General features: G+C 68.9%; 11 protein-coding genes and 1 pseudogene. 8 read left to right on the top strand and 4 right to left on the bottom strand.

From position 1 onward, the window contains the following. From ABFX45_RS32340 to ABFX45_RS32330, 3 genes and pseudogenes are all read right to left on the bottom strand, one after another. Positions 1-533, bottom strand: a pseudogene (locus ABFX45_RS32340) (hypothetical protein); the annotation flags it as partial. Positions 534-566: 33 nt separating this feature from the next. Next, a complete protein-coding gene (locus ABFX45_RS32335; RefSeq protein ID WP_109634405.1) occupies positions 567-1,121 on the bottom strand; it encodes an OmpA family protein in 555 nt (184 codons plus the stop codon). Beyond that, on the bottom strand, positions 1,118-2,068 hold the full coding sequence (locus ABFX45_RS32330; protein WP_146231460.1) for a coiled-coil domain-containing protein: 951 nt from the start codon (positions 2,066-2,068) through the stop codon (positions 1,118-1,120). Before ABFX45_RS32330 ends, ABFX45_RS32335 begins: the two co-directional genes overlap by 4 nt. A 314-nt stretch (positions 2,069-2,382) precedes the next feature. On the opposite strand from ABFX45_RS32330, the gene ABFX45_RS32325 reads away from it, so the two are divergent. From ABFX45_RS32325 to ABFX45_RS32305, 5 genes are read left to right on the top strand one after another with little or no spacing between them, the layout of a single operon-like run. Beyond that, entirely contained in the window at positions 2,383-3,225 is an 843-nt protein-coding gene (locus ABFX45_RS32325) for a DegV family protein (protein ID WP_109634410.1), read from the top strand. 21 nt (positions 3,226-3,246) lie between these two features. Further along, a complete protein-coding gene (locus ABFX45_RS32320) occupies positions 3,247-3,984 on the top strand; it encodes a class I SAM-dependent methyltransferase (protein WP_346134109.1) in 738 nt (245 codons plus the stop codon). Then, positions 3,981-5,444 carry a 1,4-alpha-glucan branching protein domain-containing protein gene (locus tag ABFX45_RS32315; protein ID WP_109634412.1) on the top strand — a complete coding sequence of 488 codons (1,464 nt, stop codon included), beginning with the start codon at positions 3,981-3,983 and terminating at the stop codon, positions 5,442-5,444. The genes ABFX45_RS32320 and ABFX45_RS32315 overlap by 4 nt, the downstream gene beginning before the upstream one ends. Before the next feature lie 4 nt (positions 5,445-5,448). Next, on the top strand, positions 5,449-6,696 hold the full coding sequence (locus ABFX45_RS32310; protein ID WP_109634414.1) for a glycosyltransferase family 4 protein: 1,248 nt from the start codon (positions 5,449-5,451) through the stop codon (positions 6,694-6,696). A 48-nt stretch (positions 6,697-6,744) separates the two neighbouring features. Beyond that, positions 6,745-7,500, top strand: a complete 756-nt coding sequence (locus tag ABFX45_RS32305) for an SGNH/GDSL hydrolase family protein (protein WP_346134071.1) — start codon at positions 6,745-6,747, stop codon at positions 7,498-7,500. Here the strand turns inward: ABFX45_RS32305 and ABFX45_RS32300 are convergent. Then, complete coding sequence (locus ABFX45_RS32300; RefSeq protein ID WP_109634419.1) at positions 7,469-8,224, bottom strand: acyltransferase; 756 nt, start codon at positions 8,222-8,224, stop codon at positions 7,469-7,471. The genes ABFX45_RS32305 and ABFX45_RS32300 overlap by 32 nt on opposite strands. 81 nt (positions 8,225-8,305) lie before the next feature. Between ABFX45_RS32300 and ABFX45_RS32295 the strand changes: the two genes are divergently transcribed. The 3 genes from ABFX45_RS32295 to ABFX45_RS32285 are packed head-to-tail and all read left to right on the top strand — an operon-like array spanning position 8,306 to position 12,738. Then, on the top strand, positions 8,306-8,581 hold the full coding sequence (locus tag ABFX45_RS32295) for a hypothetical protein (RefSeq protein WP_346134068.1): 276 nt from the start codon (positions 8,306-8,308) through the stop codon (positions 8,579-8,581). Between the two features lie 4 nt (positions 8,582-8,585). After that, positions 8,586-9,422, top strand: coding sequence for a nucleoside hydrolase (locus ABFX45_RS32290; protein ID WP_109634422.1), 837 nt, complete (start codon positions 8,586-8,588; stop codon positions 9,420-9,422). A gap of 58 nt (positions 9,423-9,480) precedes the next feature. After that, complete coding sequence (locus tag ABFX45_RS32285; RefSeq protein ID WP_346134066.1) at positions 9,481-12,738, top strand: GH92 family glycosyl hydrolase; 3,258 nt, start codon at positions 9,481-9,483, stop codon at positions 12,736-12,738. The last annotated feature ends 113 nt before the right edge of the window (positions 12,739-12,851 follow it).

Below are 12,851 nucleotides of genomic sequence, written 5' to 3'. Positions count from 1 at the left end.
TCCAGTTCCGCGACCGGCTCCAGTTCCGCGACCGGCTCCAGTTCCGCGACCGGCTCCAGTTCCGCGACCGGCTCCAGTTCCGCGACCGGCTCCAGTTCCGCGACCGGCTCCAGTTCCGCGACCGGCTCCAGTTCCGCGACCGGCTCCGGCTCATCAGCCGCGACGGGTTCCGCAGCCGATACGGGTTCCGCAACCAGCGCAGGCTCCGCAACCAGCGCAGGCTCCGCAACAGGCTCTGCCTCCGCAGCAGGCTCAGCCTCCGCCACCGGCACGGCCAGCACCGCCAGCGCAGGCTCCAGCTGCGGCAACCCCACCACCGGATTGCGGTGGATCGGCCGCGAGTCGTAGTCGTCGTCGACCGGCTCGACGGCGGGCTTCTCCACCCGCACCCGATCAGCCGGCTCGTCGGCAGCAGCGGAGGCCGGGGAAGCACCGGCGTCCTCGCGGCGTCTCAGCACCACGTACATGAGGGCCGCCCCTAACGTGAAGGACAGCACGCACAACCCGAAGACGATCCCGACGGCCCCTGCCATGCGAACGGCTCCTACCTAGACGACGAGGACGTCCTATGCGACGAGGACGTCGACCTGAGGTCCGCCGTCAGAGGGCGGCCCCCAGACGGGATCCACGATCACCCGAGTGGTGATGACGCTGTCGACTCCCTGCTCGGCCAGGTACTGCCGCACCAGGCCGGCCCGCTCCATGGCGAGCACGTCGCAGCGGTGCGACGCCGTCTCGCCGTTCCACGCGTGCGCCACCAGCGTCACGGAGCCGGTGACGTTGCGCAGCACGCTGGCCAGGCTCCTGCGCACGTCCTCGCCGCGGCCCACCAGCGACGCGGTGCCCGGCGCGAACGTGATGCCCTTGACGGCGTGCGACGAGAACAGCTCGCGCACGTGCTGCTGCGCGACGGCCGCGGGCACCACCAGCGGAGCGGGCGGCTGCATCCGCAACGGCGCGATGAAGTCCTCGACCGGCACCGGGCCGGCGAGAACGGCGGGTGCGGCGGGCGACGACGACAGCGCCGTCTCCAGTTCGTCTCCGTACACGGAGAAGCCGAACGCCGTCACCGACGCGGGCACCATCAGCGCTCCGACGGCCAGCGGCACCCAGCGCTTCACGACGCGGCCACCTGTTCCGGGATGTGCACCGGTGCAACGCGGTCGGCGGCCACGGACAGGGCCGCACGTGCCGCGGCGAGTTGCGTGTGGACGGTGCGCCTCAGCTCGTGCAGCTCGTCGGTCCGTTGCGCGACCTCGGCCAGGCGGCGGCTGGCCTCGCGGCAGGCCACCTTCACCACGAACTCCGCCCGCGCCTTGGCGAGCGCCTCCTGCTCCTGCAGGTGCTGCGCGGCCTCGTTGCGGCGCCGGGTCATGGTGAGCTCGAAGAACTGCTGGGCCTTCTCCCGCTTGCGCTCGGAGTCGGCCTCCAGGGCGTTGCACTGGAGAGCGGTCTCACGCAGCAACCGGTCGGCGTCGGACTGGGCGAGGGCAATCGCGGCGGCGCACTCGCGCTCCACCTCGTCCGCGCGCTGACGGTGCTGCGCCTCGAGGTCGGAGCAGCGGCGTTCCATCTCCAGCTCGCGCCGCTCCATCGCCGCGGCGCGGTTGGCGCAGTCCTGGCGGGTCGCGTAGAGCTCGGACTCGGCCTCCGAGCGCATTGCCGCCGCCTCGCGTTCGGCGTCGGCTCGCAACGCGGCGACCTCGACGTCGGTCCGCGCACGGAGATCGGCGCACTCGCGTTCGGCCTGCAGGTGCATCTCCGCGGCCTCGTCCTCGGCGAGGCGGAGCATGCGGTGCATCCGTTCGGTGGCGCCCGCGTGCGTGCCGGAGGTGGATTCCAGGCGCTCGATGCGGGCGCGCGCCTCCTCCAGGTCCCGGCGCGTCATTTCCAGCAGCTTGCGCAAATCGGCGGCCTGTGCCAGCGCCTCCGCCCGGTCGAGGCTCGTGAAGCGCAGCTGCTCCTCGAGATTCTCGATGTGCTCGATGACCTGACGTCGATGAAAACCTCGGTACACAACGTCGAAAGCGGTGTGCAGCGGAACTAGTTCCTGCTCTTTTGCACCCATGGTCACCTACTCACTCAACCAGGCCGAAGATTGTGCGAGCTTACCCAGCTCGGGTACCGCCAACCAGCGTCGACAGTGGACAGAGAGCGCACATGTAACGCGTGGAATATCCTTGGCTTCCAGCGCAAACGAGACGCGCGTAGATCAACTCCAAACAACGCGCAGTCACCCGATTGTGTCAAGTCGGACGCCTTTCCGAGGGGTTCACTCCTCGCGTTCGCCGTGCACGAAAAGTAACCACCAGGGGTAGATCACACGAATTGCCATCGTTCGTCAGTGGCTACTGCGATCACGCTTCGTTAACCTCCTCGTTCGTGTCCTCACGAGTAGCCGTCGTCACCGACTCGACCGCGTCACTTCCCGCCCGTCTGGCGGAACGGTTCAACATCATCACGGTCCCGATGCAGCTGAAGATCGGGTCGGAGCTGATCGACGAGGCATACGTGCCGACCGACAGGCTGTTGCAGGCGATGGACGCCCAGATCCCGATCACGACCCAGCCGCCCGCGCCGGACGCGTTCTTCTGGGCGTACCAGGACGCGTGGGCCAGGGGCGCGGAGACGATCGTGTCGGTGCACGTCACGCCGAAGCTCTCGCCGGCGACGGACGCCGCGAAGGCAGCGGCGGCCAAGTCGCGCGTGCCGGTGTTCATCGTGGACTCGCACTCGTCGGGCATGACGCTCGGGTTCGCCGCCCTCGCGGCCGCGCGGATCGTCCAGACCGGAGGCAACGTCCAGCACGCGCGCAGCGTCGCCGAGCAGCGCGGCCGCGACGCCAGCGTGCTGATCTACGTCAACACGCTGCACTACCTGCGGCAGGCCGGCCGGGTCAGCGCCGCCGCGAAGCTCTTCGGCGACGCGCTCTCGGTCAAGCCGCTGCTCACCGTCGTCAACGGCGAGGTGGAGCCGTTCGACAAGGTCGTCGGCAGGGAACGCGCGCTCGGCAAGCTCGTCGACAAGGCGGTGGCGCTCGCGTATGGACGGAACGTGGACCTCGCGGTCGAGCACTTCGCGGCCGAAAAGGAGGGACACGAGCTGCTGCAGATGCTGCAAAAGCGGATTCCGCACGCACGCGACGTCGTCCTGACGCAGGTCAGTGCTGCGATCGGCGCAAATGTGGGTCCCGGAGCCCTGGCCGTTACCGTCTCGCCGTTCTGATCATCACTACTGGCAAGTAACCTGACGGGCGTGACCCTCCCCCTGACCGGCGAACGCACGGTGCCCGGCATCGCCGAGGAGAACTACTGGTTCCGACGGCACGAGGCCGCGTACCTGCACCTCATCGGACACTGCGCGGACGCGGTCGTGCTGGAGGCCGGCTGCGGCGAGGGCTACGGCGCCCAGCTGATCCGCACGGTCGCGCGGCGGGTGATCGCGCTCGACTACGACGAGCTGACGTCGCGCCACGTCGCCCGCGCGTACCCGCAGCTGAACGTGCTGCGCGGGAACCTCGCGACGCTGCCGTTGCGCGACGGCGGCGTCGACGTCGTGGCGAACCTGCAGGTCATCGAACACCTGTGGGACCAGGAGGGTTTCCTCGCGGAGTGCCGGCGGGTGCTGCGTCCCGGCGGGACGCTCATCGTGACGACGCCGAACAGGCTCACGTTCTCGCCCGGCCAGGACACGCCGCTCAACCCGTTCCACACCAGGGAGCTCGCACCGTCCGAACTGGACGAGATGCTGCGCGAGGCTGGTTTCCGCGTTGACGAACTGACAGGGCTGCGTCACGGGAAGAGGCTTGACTCCCTCCTGGATGGACGGATCATCGACGCACAGGTCGAGGTCGCCCTGTCCGGTGCGCCGTGGCCGGCCGAGCTGAAGGAGGCTGTCGAGTCCGTGACGGTGGACGACTTCGACATCACCTCCGAGGACATGGACACGTGCCTCGACCTCGTGGCCGTGGCGGTGCGCGCGTGACCCGGGAAGGCTCTGAAGGAACGTTCTGCCTGGTCCTGCACAGCCATCTGCCCTGGCTCGCGCATCACGGCACGTGGCCGGTCGGCGAGGAGTGGCTCTACCAGGCGTGGGCGCACTCGTACCTGCCCGTCGTGGACATGCTGCGGCGGTTCGCCGACGAGGGCCGGTCCGACGTCCTGACGCTCGGTGTCACGCCGATCCTGGCCGCGCAGCTCGACGACCCGTACTGCTTGCGGGGAGCGCACGACTGGCTCGGCAACTGGCACCTGCGTTCGCACTACGCCGGTGAAAGGCTGCGCGAGCTGTCCGCGTACGAGCACCGGGCATCCTCTTGGGCACTGGACCAGTTCGAATCGCATTGGCGGCACGGGTTTTCGCCCCTGCTGCGGTCCCTTGTGGACTCTTCGACGATCGAACTGCTCGGCGGGCCGGCGACGCATCCCTTTCAGCCGTTGCTGGACCCTCGGGTGCGGGCTTTCGCGCTGCGGACCGGTTTGGACGACACCGCGCTGCGGATCGGCAAGGCCCCGGAAGGGATCTGGGCACCCGAATGCGGCTACTCACCCGGCATGGAGGCGGGGTACGCGGCGGCGGGCGTGCGGCGGTTCATGGTGGACGGACCGGCGCTGCACGGCGACACCTCGTCGGCGCACCCCGTCGGATCGTCGGACGTGCTGGCGTTCGGGCGTGATCTCGAAGTCTCGTACCGCGTCTGGTCGCCGAAGGTCGGCTATCCGGGCGATGCCGCGTACCGGGACTTTCACACCTTCGACCACCCGACGGGCCTGAAGCCGTCGCGGGTGACGGGCAAGAACGTGGCGCCGGAGGACAAGCGGCCGTACGACCCTTTGCTGGCACGGGAAGCGATCGGCCGCCACGTCGAGGACTTCGTGGACACCGTCGTGCGACGGCTGCGGGCGATCGACGGCGGGCTCGTCGTGGCGGCCTACGACACCGAGCTCTACGGACACTGGTGGCACGAAGGTCCGTTGTGGCTGGAGGCCGTGCTGCGCGCACTGCCGGAAGCCGGCGTGCGCGTGACGACCTTGCGCGGAGCCGTTGAGGCCGGGCATGTTGGTGCGCCGGTGGAACTGCCCGCCTCGTCGTGGGGCAGCGGCAAGGACTGGCGGGTGTGGGACGGCGCCCAGGTGTCGGACATCGTGTCGTTGAACTCGTCGGTGCAACAGGAGCTGCTGGGCCTGGACTTCTCGTCCGACGTGCGGGATCCGGTGCTGGACCAGGCGGTGCGCGAGGCGTTGCTGGCGTTGTCGAGCGACTGGGCCTTCATGGTCACGAAGGACTCGGCCGCCGACTACGCCCGCTACCGCGCGAAGATTCACAGCGACCGCTTCAGCGAGCTCGCGACGTTGGCGCGAAGCGGTCGTGGACGTGCGAGGGCGGCGGAGCTCCGCGCGGCGGACGGCCCGTTCGGGCATCTGGACGCGCGAGGAATGGGGTAACGGGATGCGCGTGCTGATGTTGTCGTGGGAGTACCCGCCGGTGGTCGTCGGCGGGCTGGGCAGGCACGTCCACGCGCTCGCGACACAGCTGGCCGCGCAGGGGCACGACGTCGTGGTGCTGTGCCGGCAACCTTCCGGCACCGACGCCGTGACGCACCCGACCGTCGACGTGGTGAGCGAGGGCGTGCGGCTGATCCGCGTCGCCGAGGACCCCGCGCATCTCGTGTTCGAGAAGGACCTCGTGGCGTGGACGCTGGCCATGGGGCACGCGATGACGCGCGCGGGACTGTCACTGGGCCCGTGGCGCCCGGACGTGGTGCACGCGCACGACTGGCTGGTCACGCACCCGGCGGTGGCACTGGCGGAGGCCTTCGGCGTGCCGCTGGTGGCGACGATCCACGCGACCGAGGCGGGCCGCCACTCCGGCTGGCTGTCGCACCCGTTGAACCAGCAGGTGCACTCGGTGGAGTGGTGGCTGGCGAACCGCGCGGACTCGCTGATCACCTGCTCCTCGGCCATGCGGCGCGAGGTCGCGCATCTGTTCGATGTGGACGCTGACACGGTTTCCGTGCTGCACAACGGCATCGAGCCGGGCGGCTGGAAGGTGCGGGCGAAGGACGTCGGCGCCGCTCGGCGTGCCTACTCCCCGCACGGTGACCCGTTGCTGCTGTTCTTCGGCCGCATCGAGTGGGAGAAGGGCATCCAGGACCTGATCGCGGCGCTCCCCCGGATCCGCCGGGCGTTCCGCGGCACCCGTGTCGTGGTCGCCGGCGGTGGATCGCAGACCGAGTGGTTGCAGGAGCAGGCGCGCAAGCACCGCGTGCTGCGTGCGGTGGAGTTCGTCGGACATCTCTCCGACAGGTCTTTGGCGGCGTTGCTCACAGCGGCAAACGCGGTCGTGCTGCCCTCCCGCTACGAGCCGTTCGGGATCGTGGCGCTGGAAGCCGCGGCGGCAGGAACGCCACTGGTGGCTTCCACCGCGGGCGGCCTCGGCGAGGTGGTTCTGGACGGCGTGACGGGCCTGTCGTTCGCCCCTGGTGACGTGGACGGACTCGCCCGTTCCGTGCGCGCAGTGCTGTCCGATCCCGCTGCCGCTGCCGCGCGTGCCCGTGCTGCGAAAGAGCGTCTGGCCACGGACTTCAACTGGGCCACGATCGCCGCGGACACAGCCGCGGTCTATGCGTCTGCCGCGGTGCGCGAACCGCGTGTCCTGGGGCGCCCCAAGATCGCCACGGGCAACCTGTTCACTTGATCTTGGTACAGTCGCCGGTCCCGTTAACAAGAGGTGACCGAGGACTGAATGAAATACCAACGCTTCGTGGCGCTCGGGGACAGCTGCACCGAGGGCCTGGACGATCTGCTTCCCGACGGCCGGTACCGGGGCTGGGCGGACCGCGTCGCGTCCGTGCTGGACGCGCCGGGCTTCCGCTACGCCAACCTGGCCGTGCGCGGCCGTCGCCTCGACCAGATGCTGGTGGAGCAGGTCCCGTCCGCTGAGGTGTTGGAGCCCGACCTCGTTGCCTTGTTCGGTGGCGGCAACGACGTGATGTCCGGAGCGTCGTGCGGCCAGATCGCGCGCCGGGTGGACGCGATGGTGCGCGCCGTGACGTCCTTCGCGCCGACCGTCGCCGTCTTCACGTTGAGCGATATCTCGCAGCGCATGCCCTTCGGTTGGCGCATGCGGCCGCGGATCGAGGCGTTGAACGACGCCGTGCGTGTGGCCGCGGTGCGTTACGGCGCGATCCTGGTCGACGTTGCGGACGACGAGTGCGTGCGGGACTCACGCTACTTCGGCCCGGACCGTCTGCACCTGTCGTCGTTGGGGCACAGGCGTTTGGCCGGTCACCTGCTGTCGGCGCTGGAGATCCCGTTCGACTCGTCGTGGATGGCACCGCTGGACGGCGTGGCCGCACCGGCGTCCCTGTTCGACCACCTGCGGTGGCTGCGCGACCAGGTGCTGCCCGTCGCCTACTCGCGCTCACGCAACAAGCTGATCGGCCGCGAGCCGGGCGACGGCTTCCGCGCTAAGCGTCCGCGGCTTCTTCCGCTCGCTTAGCCAGCGCCTCCTTGGCCTTGCGGGCCATGTCCGCGATGTCCGCCCTGCGCTGAGCATCAGCCTCGTAGTCGGCGCGCCGATCCCGCACCACCCGTGCCGGCGCCCCGACCGCGATCTTGTAGTCCGCCACGTCCCCGCGCACCACCGCGTGCGCCCCCAGCACACACCCGCGACCGACACGGGTCCCGCGCAGCACGGTCACCTTGGCCCCGAGCCAGCAGTCCGGCCCGATCCGCACCGGCGACTTCACGATGCCCTGGTCCTTGATCGGCAGGGTGATGTCCTCGGTCTTGTGGTCGAAGTCGCAGATGTAGACCCAGTCCGCGACCAGCGACGACGCGCCGATCTCGATGTCGAGGTAGCAGTTGACCGTGTTGTCCTTGCCGAACACGACCTTGTCACCGATGCGCAGCGAGCCCTCGTGGCACCGGATGGCGTTGCCGTCGCCGATGTGCACCCAGCGCCCGATCTCCAGGCGGCCGTAGCCGGGGCGGGCCATGACGTCGACGCGCTTGCCGAAGAAGACCATGCCGCGCAGCACCACGTGCGGGTTGAGCAGGCGGAACTTCAGCAGCCGCCAGTACCGCACGAGGTACCAGGGGGTGTAGGCGCGGTGGCGCAGGACCCAGCGCAGGGACGCGAGAGTGAGGAAGCGTGCCTGCTGCGGGTCCCGGCGCGACCTGCGCCATCTGGTCCACACCGGTGCGCCCCACATGCTCGTCATGGACGGAGACTCTAACTTCGGGCGGCCGGTGACCGGGAAACGGTTCCAAGGTGTCGTGACCACGGCGAACAGAGGTGCGGCATGTGGGCGGTCATCGGCGTCTGGGAGCTCAACCCGGAAATGCACGACGAATGGCGGGCGCAGGTGCCGTTGATGGCGTCGAGCAAGGTCGGGCTACCGGGGTTCGTGCACGGGACGTGGACGCAGGACGGCCACGCGATCCAGGTGTACGACAACGAGGCCGATGCGCGTCGCTACCACGCGGACATGCTGGAGAAGGGCTACCTCGAACGGCCGGGCCTGAGGAATGTCGTGTGGGACGTGGCCGAGGTGGGAGCCGAGTCTCAGGCACCCTAGAGGCATGGCGATCCCTCTGATCATCGACACCGACCCCGGCGTGGACGACGCGTTCGCGATCGCGCTCGCCGCCCGCAGCGCCGAGGTGGACCTCGTCGGTCTCACCACGGTGTTCGGCAACGTCGCGCTCGACCTCACCACCCGCAACGCCCTGCGGCTGCTCGCCTACCTCGAGCGGACGGACGTGCCCGTGGTCAGGGGCGCGGAAGGGCCCAGCGGGGCGGCGGACGTGCACGGCGAGGACGGGCTCGGCGGGCAGGCGCACACGTTGCCCGAGAGCGACCGGGAGATCTTCGGTGACGATGTCGTCGGCTTCTTCCGCGAACGGCTGACGCCGGAGACGGTGGTGGTCGCGATCGGGCCGCAGACCAACATCGCCAAGGCTCTCGACGCCGGGATCGAGTTCCCCCGGCTGATCGTCATGGGTGGCGGCCTCGGGCTCGGCAACACGACCGAGCGCGCCGAGTTCAACTTCTGGGCCGACCCCGCCGCGGCGCGCACGGTGATCCGCAAGGGCAACCCGGTCGTGGTGCCGCTCAACCTCACGCACCGGTGCATCGCCGACACCGAGTTCCTGGCCAACGTCGACCAGACGCTGAGCAACCTCACGGGCACCTACCGGACGTACCTGGCCAACCGGTCGGAGAACCAGGGGATCTACATCCACGACGCCGTGGCGGTGGCCGAGGCGATCGTCCCCGGCACGCTCAAGACCAAGACGCACCTGCTCGACATCGACGACGACGGCGCCCTCGTCGAGGGAAATCACCAGGTGGAGGTCGCGGAGGACACCGATTGGCCCGCGCTGCGGGCCTTCATGGAGCAGCGCTTGTCCGTTTGACGACAACTTCGTGTCGCTCTCTGGGGTTGCGCGGGCACGGTAAGTAGGGTCCGCGACCATGCAGCGAAGAGTCCTCACGACAGCTGCGGTGGCGGTGGCCATGACGTTCGGAGTGGTCCCTGCCTCCGCTCAGCCCCAGATTCAGGTGGTGCCGGATCCCGCGGCTCACGTGAACCCGTTCATCGGCACGACCAACCTCGGGAACACGTTCCCCGGCGCGGTCGTGCCGTTCGGCATGTTCTCGTTCAGTCCGGAGGCCAGCCGCGGCAACACCCTGCGCGCCGCGGCGCCCGGCGGTTACCGCTACGACGCCACGAAGATCCGCGGCTTCAGCCTCACCCACATGTCCGGCACGGGGTGCGCGGGCGGCAGTGGCGACATCCCGATCTTCCCGCACGTCGGGACGGTCACCACGTCGCCGACCACGGACGCGACGGACGCGGTCTACGCGAGCGAGTTCGCGCACGCGGACGAGGTGGCCAAGCCCGGACGTTACGACGTGACGCTCAAGTCCGGCGCCAAGGCCGAGCTGTCCGCGACCGAACGCACCGGTGCGGCCCGCTTCAGCTTCCCGGCCGGCAAGCCGGCGACGGTGCTGATCAACACGTCCAAGTCGCAGGTGGGCTCGTCCGACGCCCAGACCGTGATCGACAAGGACAAGCGCACGATCACCGGTTCGGTCACCGCGGGCAACTTCTGCGGCTACATCAACCAGGTCGGCCGCCGCAGCTACTACACGCTGCACTTCGTGGCGGAGTTCGACCAGGACTTCACCGAGGTCGGCACGTATCAAGACAACGTTGTCACGCCCAGTTCGACGTCCTCGAAGGGCGGCACGACGTACGGGACGAACGGCTGGCCGGTGCTGGGCAAGGGGTCCGGCGCCTACCTCGGGTTCGCGCCCGGCTCGCAGGTCAACGTCAAGGTCGGCATCTCCTACGTCAGCCTGGACAACGCGAAGCAGAACCTGGTCGCCGAGAACAAGGGCCAGTCCATCGAGGACATGAGGGACAACGCGTACATCGCGTGGCAGAAGCAGCTCAAGCGCATCGAGGTCGGCGGCGGCTCCGATGACGAGCGGACCAAGTTCTACACCGCGTTGTACCACTCTTTGTTGCACCCCAACCTGTTCAGCGACGTCAACGGCGAGTACGCCGGGTTCGACGGCAAGACGCACAAGATCAACCGTTCGAAGCAGAAGGCCCAGTACGGCACGTTCTCCGGCTGGGACGTCTACCGCTCGCAGCTGCAGCTGGTGACGCTGCTGGAACCGCAGATCGGCTCGGACATCGCGCAGTCGCTGCTGAACCAGGCCGAGCACAACAACGGCGTCTGGGACCGCTGGTCGCACAACAACGGCGGCACGCACGTCATGAACGGTGACCCGTCGCCCATCGCACTGGCCGCGATCTCCGCGTTCGGCGGTGACAGGTACGACATCAGGTCGTCGCTTCGGAGCTTGGTCAAGGCCGCGACCGTGCCGACCGCGCTCGACCTGAGCAAGGACGGCTGGGCCGTGATGTCGGTCGGGCAACGGCCGTCGCTCGACAAGTACCTGAAGCACAAGTACATGCCGTCCGTGTCGAACGCGTGGGGCGGCGCGGCGGAGACCCTGGAGATCTCCGCGGCGGACTTCGCGATCAGCCAGCTCGCGGAGCGCACAGGTGACAGGAAGACCGCCAGGACGTTCGCCGAGCGCGCGCAGTGGTGGCAGAACAACTTCGACCCGGTCGCGCACAGCACCGGCGGCTACATCCGCAACCGCAACGCCGACGGCACGTGGGTCAAGGACTTCACACCGGACACCGGCAACGGTTTCGTCGAGGGCAGCAGCGCCCAGTACACCTGGATGGTCACGCACAACGTCGCCGGGCTCGTGGAGTCGCTGGGCGGCCGCGAACGCGCGAACAAGCGTCTCGACGACTTCTTCCACAACGCCGACGGCAGCTGGGCCCTGACGGGTCAGGGCGGTGCGAAGTCTGAACTGGACAACGAGCCGTCGGTGAACGTCCCGTGGCTCTACAACTACACCGGCCAGCCCGCCAAGACGCAGGAAACGCTGCGGGAGACCATCAACACGCTGTGGAAGAACGCCCCCGGCGGCATCCCCGGCAACGACGACCTCGGCGCGATGTCGTCGTGGTTCGTGTTCACCGCGATGGGCATGTACCCGCAGGTGCCGTCGCGCGCCGAGCTGGTGCTGAGCAGCCCGCTGTTCACGTCGGTGAAGATCAACCGCGGTGGCGGCAAGGACATCACCATCACCGCACCCCAGGCCAACACCGCCACGAAGTACGTGCAGTCGCTGAAGGTCAACGGCCGCACTTCGACGAAGAACTGGCTGCCCGAGTCGTTCGTGGAGCGCGGCGGCAAGCTGGACTTCGTGCTCGGCAAGTCGCCTTCCTCGTGGGGCACGGGCGCTTCCGACGCGCCGCCGTCGTTCCGCGAGGGCGAGCAGCCGATCAGGCACGACCAGCCGTACTACCTCACCGTCGAGCCGCGCCAGCTGGTGGTCGAGCCGGGCAAGTCGATCACGGCGAAGGTCAACGCGGTGAAGCTGTACGACGGCGACCCGAAGGCCACCTACACGATCACCGGCCCGGAGGCGCTGACCTTCACGCCGACGACCGGCGCGGTGCCGGGTGACTTCACGATCGCGGCAGCGGCCGGAACCGCGCAGGGCTTCTACGACTTCACCGTGACGGTGAACGTCGAGGGCGCCGCGAAGCCCGTCGTGCTGCCGCAGACGGTGAAGGTCGCGCCGGCGGGCAGCATGCTCGCCGCCGTGAACAACGTGGGCGCGTCTGACGACGCCGACGGCGAGGGCGACTTCGACGGCGGCGGCTACAGCTACTCGCGCCAGGCCCTCGCTGTTGCGGGCCTCACGCCGGGCGGCACGGGCACCGTCGATGGCCTGTCCTTCACCTGGCCGTCGTCGCCTCCTGGCCGTCCGGACAACGCGACCGCGGCGAAGCAAACGCTTGCACTGTCCGGCACCCGCCTCGCTTTCCTGGGTTCGGCCACGAACGGAGCCCGGACTCGTCCCGCCGTGGTGACGTTCACGGACGGCACCACGGCGTCCGTGGAGATCGGCTTCAGCGACTGGACCCTGGGTGGCGGCGGCCAGACGCCGAGCTACGGCAACGTGGTCGTCGCGACCACGCCGTACCGCAACCAGCTCGGCGGCGGCAACGAGAAGGTCGCCACGCACATCTTCGCGACGAAGACGTACGTGGCTCCGGAAGGCAAGACGCTGGCGAGCATCGTGCTGCCAGAAGATGTGAACCTGCACATTTTCGCCGTGGCACTGGGCTAGTTCGTCGAACGTCGGGTGGTTTCTGGCGCAGTGGCGTCAGAAACCACCCACGACCTATGGTGTGAGAAGCCCAAGTGCCGCCGCCTCGCTCTGAGCGTGAGGCGCCATGCCCA

It is taken from the genome of Lentzea roselyniae, assembly GCF_039537795.1.
In the GTDB taxonomy this organism is placed as follows: domain Bacteria; phylum Actinomycetota; class Actinomycetes; order Mycobacteriales; family Pseudonocardiaceae; genus Lentzea; species Lentzea atacamensis.
The sequence above is the reverse complement of the archived record's forward strand: the minus strand, read 5'-3'. Positions and strand labels throughout refer to the sequence as shown.

Coding starts and splice junctions, on each gene's coding strand:
- ABFX45_RS32295 (WP_346134068.1), top strand. CDS start 8,306: ATGTGGGCGGTCATCGGCGTCTGGGAGCTCAACCCGGAAATGCACGAC.
- ABFX45_RS32305 (WP_346134071.1), top strand. CDS start 6,745: ATGAAATACCAACGCTTCGTGGCGCTCGGGGACAGCTGCACCGAGGGC.
- ABFX45_RS32300 (WP_109634419.1), bottom strand. CDS start 8,224: ATGACGAGCATGTGGGGCGCACCGGTGTGGACCAGATGGCGCAGGTCG.
- ABFX45_RS32290 (WP_109634422.1), top strand. CDS start 8,586: ATGGCGATCCCTCTGATCATCGACACCGACCCCGGCGTGGACGACGCG.
- ABFX45_RS32330 (WP_146231460.1), bottom strand. CDS start 2,068: ATGGGTGCAAAAGAGCAGGAACTAGTTCCGCTGCACACCGCTTTCGAC.
- ABFX45_RS32285 (WP_346134066.1), top strand. CDS start 9,481: ATGCAGCGAAGAGTCCTCACGACAGCTGCGGTGGCGGTGGCCATGACG.
- ABFX45_RS32310 (WP_109634414.1), top strand. CDS start 5,449: ATGCGCGTGCTGATGTTGTCGTGGGAGTACCCGCCGGTGGTCGTCGGC.